The sequence below is a fragment of the Micromonospora maritima genome (assembly GCF_902825405.1).
Classification (GTDB): domain Bacteria; phylum Actinomycetota; class Actinomycetes; order Mycobacteriales; family Micromonosporaceae; genus Micromonospora; species Micromonospora maritima.
In genome coordinates this window covers 1-3,842 of the sequence record NZ_CADEAU010000492.1, presented here as the reverse complement: position 1 = coordinate 3,842, position 3,842 = coordinate 1, and the positions used below count along the sequence as shown (strand labels likewise).

At 75.2% G+C, this 3,842-nt stretch carries 6 protein-coding genes; 2 read left to right on the top strand and 4 right to left on the bottom strand.

Annotated elements, in window-relative coordinates; translation table 11 throughout:
- Positions 1–1,010: benzoate/H(+) symporter BenE family transporter (locus HUW36_RS27710; RefSeq protein ID WP_174530830.1), on the top strand; the 1,010-nt coding region annotated here is incomplete at its 5' end.
- Between the two features lie 10 nt (positions 1,011–1,020).
- Here HUW36_RS27710 and HUW36_RS27705 read toward each other — a convergent pair.
- The 4 genes from HUW36_RS27705 to HUW36_RS27690 form a co-directional block, all read right to left on the bottom strand.
- Positions 1,021–1,386, bottom strand: coding sequence for a hypothetical protein (locus tag HUW36_RS27705; RefSeq protein WP_174530829.1), 366 nt, complete (start codon positions 1,384–1,386; stop codon positions 1,021–1,023).
- A 243-nt stretch (positions 1,387–1,629) separates the two neighbouring features.
- The gene (locus tag HUW36_RS27700) at positions 1,630–1,878 is read right to left on the bottom strand and encodes a hypothetical protein (RefSeq protein WP_174530828.1); all 249 of its coding nucleotides are present in this window, start codon (positions 1,876–1,878) and stop codon (positions 1,630–1,632) included.
- Positions 1,879–1,955: 77 nt separating this feature from the next.
- Positions 1,956–2,426, bottom strand: coding sequence for a large conductance mechanosensitive channel protein MscL (mscL, locus tag HUW36_RS27695; RefSeq protein ID WP_174530827.1), 471 nt, complete (start codon positions 2,424–2,426; stop codon positions 1,956–1,958).
- A 39-nt stretch (positions 2,427–2,465) separates the two neighbouring features.
- On the bottom strand, positions 2,466–3,149 hold the full coding sequence (locus HUW36_RS27690; protein WP_174530826.1) for a FadR/GntR family transcriptional regulator: 684 nt from the start codon (positions 3,147–3,149) through the stop codon (positions 2,466–2,468).
- A 49-nt stretch (positions 3,150–3,198) separates the two neighbouring features.
- On the opposite strand from HUW36_RS27690, the gene HUW36_RS27685 reads away from it, so the two are divergent.
- On the top strand, positions 3,199–3,842 hold a 644-nt coding region (locus tag HUW36_RS27685; RefSeq protein ID WP_484502605.1), incomplete at its 3' end, for an MFS transporter.

Here is a 3,842-nt window from a genome sequence, read left to right as displayed (position 1 = left end):
GGTCCACGCCGGGCGCGGCGCTGCTCGTGGCCACCGGGCCGGTGCCCGGCGGCTGGCCCGCCGCGGTGGGTGCCTTCCTGCTCACCGGCCTGCTCGTCGTCACGGCCGGACTGGTCCCCGCGCTCGGCCGCGCGGTCGCCGCCATCCCCGCGCCCATCGCCTCCGCCATGCTCGCCGGCGTCCTGCTGCCGCTCTGCACCGCGCCGGTACGCGCGCTGGTGGAGGTGCCCCGCCTGGCCGTGCCGGTGGTGCTCGTCTGGCTGCTGCTGCACCGCTTCGCCCGCCGGTGGGCGGTCCCCGGCGCGCTCGCCGTGGCCGTGGTGGCGATCGCGCTGACCACCTCCGGGCCGGCCCGGCTGGACGTCACGCCGGTGGTCGCGCTCACCGTGCCCGCCTGGACGCTGCCCGCGGTGGTCGGCCTCGCGCTCCCGCTGTTCCTGGTCACCATGGCCGCGCAGAACGTGCCCGGCGTCGCCGTGCTCGCCGGCTACGGCTACCGGGCCCCGCTGGGCTCCGCACTGCGGGTCACCGGGCTCGCCACCGCGCTCGGCGCACCCGTCGGCGGGCACGCGGTGAACCTGGCCGCGATCACCGCCGCGCTCGCCGCCGGCCCCGACGCCCACCCCGACCCGGACCGGCGCTGGATCGCCTCGGTCACCGCCGGGATCGGCCTGGCGCTGCTCGGCCTGGGCGCCGGCGCGGCTACCGCCCTGGTGCTGCTCTCTCCGCCGGTGCTGGTCGAGGCGGTCGCCGGCCTCGCCCTGCTGGGCGCGCTGGCCGGCGCGGTCGCGGCGGCGGTGGCCCGGCCGGAGGCGCGGGAGGCCGCCGTGGTCACGCTTGTGGTCACCGCCTCCGGGGTCAGCCTGCTCGGAGTCGGTGGGGCGTTCTGGGGCCTGGTCGCCGGCTGCCTGATGCTGCTGCTCTTCCGCCGCCGGGCCGACCGGGCGCGACCTGGCGAGACACCGGCTGACGGGGTCGACCGCGAGGCCGTCCCCGTCCGCTCCGCCTGACGTGCGGCGGTCACTCCTCGGCGGGTAGCTCCGCGGCCGGGACGGTGAGGCGTACCGCGCCGTCGCTGACCCCGGCGATCCGGTCGGCCAGCACGTAGACCGCGCCGGTGGGGGTCAGCTCGGTGGAGACCTTGAGGTAGCCCTCGCGCAGCAGCCGGGCGGCCAGGTCGGCCGGCACCTCCGGCTCGTCGACGGCCGCCGACTCGATCAGCTCGTCGAGGCTGCCGCCCGGGTCGACCGGGGTGGGCGCCTGCACGGTCACCGCCGCCGGGTCACCGCGTTGGACGAGATCCACGGCGCCCACCTCGACGCCGGTGGAGTCGACCACCCGCATGCCGGTGGTGACCCGGGAGACGGTGTCCTGCTGCTGGCTCATGCAGGAGCGGTTCCCGGGGCGCGCGGGCGCTAAACGGATCGTGGGCGCCGGCCGCCGTCCCGTGGGGCGGTCGGGGCTGATGGAAGAGGGTCGGGTGAAGCGATATACCTGAGGGTCATAATTATGACCCTCAGGTATATCGCCCTCGGGCGACCGTTCCTCTGGCGTGGTCACGCACGGTCACCGGCAGCGGCTGATGCTCGTTTCCGGCACGTCTCGCCGTGGGCTCGGCCGAGACCGGACCTAGGTGGACGGGGCCCAGCCGCCCGGTGGGCGGGGGGACAGCTCGCGCCAGGTGTCCGGCCCTTCCAGGAGCGCCCGGACCGTCTCCTCCGCCTCCTCGACGCTGGCGTGCTCGTAGAACCGGGAGACTCCCTCGGCGCCACCGGCGCGCTGCTCCACGTGCCAGCGGTCGCCGTCCACCCGGAGGAAGACGTCCCGCCGGGCGAGCCGTCCCCATTTCCCGTTCCACCAGTGCCTGCGCTGCTCCATGCCCGGACTCTATCGAACATGTGTTCGATACACGTCAGCCCCCGCGGGATTCCCACGAGGGCCGATCGGCTATGGCGTCAGCGCGGGGTCGGCGGCTCCTGCCGACGGCCCAGCACGTCGTCGAGGGCGCCGCGCTGCACGGGCGTGCCGTGGCCACCGGCGAGCAGCGCGTCCCGGATCTCGGTGAGCAGCTTGACCTCCTCGCTCGGCGCCGAGGGCGGCGGCTCCTCGCCGCGCTTGCGCCGCTCGGCGAGCCGGTTCATCGGGTAGACGACCAGGAAGTAGAGCGCCGCCGCGGTGAGCACGAAGGTGATCGCCGCGTTGACGAACGCCACCCAGTCGAACGGGATGCCCCGGAACTTGGGCGTCGACCCGCTGAGGCCGTCCTTGCTGCCGGTGATCAGTGCGATGAACACCCGTACCAGTGGTTCCAGGAACGACTTGGTCAACTGGGTGACCACGCCCGTGAACGCCGCACCGATGACGACGCCGACCGCCAGGTCGACGACGTTGCCGCGCATGATGAAGTCCTTGAAGCCCTTGAGCATTCGTTCTCCCGTGCTGTCCGAATCTGCGTCGCGGACAACCTATGCCCCGGCCGGCCCCTCGAGAAAAGCACCGGCCTCGATCGCCGCCCGCTCCGGATCGCCGGCCCGGATCGCGGCGACGAGTCGACCGTGGTCGACGTATCGCTCGTCGGTCAGCGCCGGGCCCATGGCCTGGGCGACGGTGCTGCGCAGCGCGGCGCCGACCGAGGCGTACAGCTCGGCGAGCATGGCGTTGTGCGCGGCGGCCACCACCACGGTGTGCAGCGCGGCGTCGGCCTCGACGAACTCGTCCACCCGGCCGGAGCGCCAGGCGGCCTCCCGGGTGGCGAGCGCGCCGTCGAGCGCCGCCAGGTCGGCCGGGGTACGCCGCAGCGCGGCGAGCCGGGCGGCCTCCACCTCGAACGCGCGCCGGACCTCGATCACCTCGGCCATCCGGTCGTCGGTGAGCCGGCGGGCCACCACCGGGGCCAGCTCGTCGGTCGACACCACGTAGGTGCCGGAGCCCTGCCGGCACTCCAGCACGCCGGCGTGCACCAGTGCCCGGACCGCCTCGCGGACCGTGTTGCGCCCGACCCCGAGCGCGGCGACCAGTTGCGGCTCGGTGGGGATGCGCCCACCCACCGGCCACTCGCCGCCGAGGATCCGCTCCCGGAGCTGCTCGATGGTCTGCCGGACCCGGTGCCCGCGCGGTGGCACGGCGACGGAATCCACGGCGGGTGTCACCGGTTACACCTGCTGCCGAAATTCATCCCATGATTGTAGGTTCGAGGTCATGACCCCGCCACCCACGCCCACCGCGACCGCGCCCACCGCCGACGTCACGCCCGGCCCGGCCCCGGCCGCCACCCCGGCCCCGGCCGTCGGTCCGGCGCGTGGCGGTCTGCTCGTGCTGGCCGGGATGCTGCTGGTCGCGTTGAACCTGCGGGCCGCGGTCACCAGCCTGGGCGCGCTGCTCGACGAGATCCGCGTCGGGCTCGGCCTCTCCGGCGCCATGGCCGGCGTGGTCACCACCCTGCCCACCGTGGCGTTCGCCGGGCTGGGGGCGCTCACCCCGTGGCTGGTCCGCCGCTGGGCGGCGCCCCGGGTGCTCGTCCTGGCCATGGTCGCGCTCACCGCCGGGCAGGTGCTGCGCGCGGTCACCGGGTCGGCGGCGGTCTTCGTGCTCACCAGCGCGCTCGCGCTGGCCGGCATCGCGGTGGCGAACATCCTGCTGCCGATGCTGGTCAAGCAGCACTTCCCGCACCGCACCGGGCTGGTCACCGGGGCGTACACGATGGCCCTGACGGTGGGCACGACGGTCGCCGCCGCGTCCGCCGTGCCGGTCGCCCACGCGTTCGGCTCCTGGCGGGCCGGGCTGGGCGTCTGGGCCGGGCTGGCCGCGCTGGCCGTGGTCCCGTGGGTGCCGCTGGCGCTGCG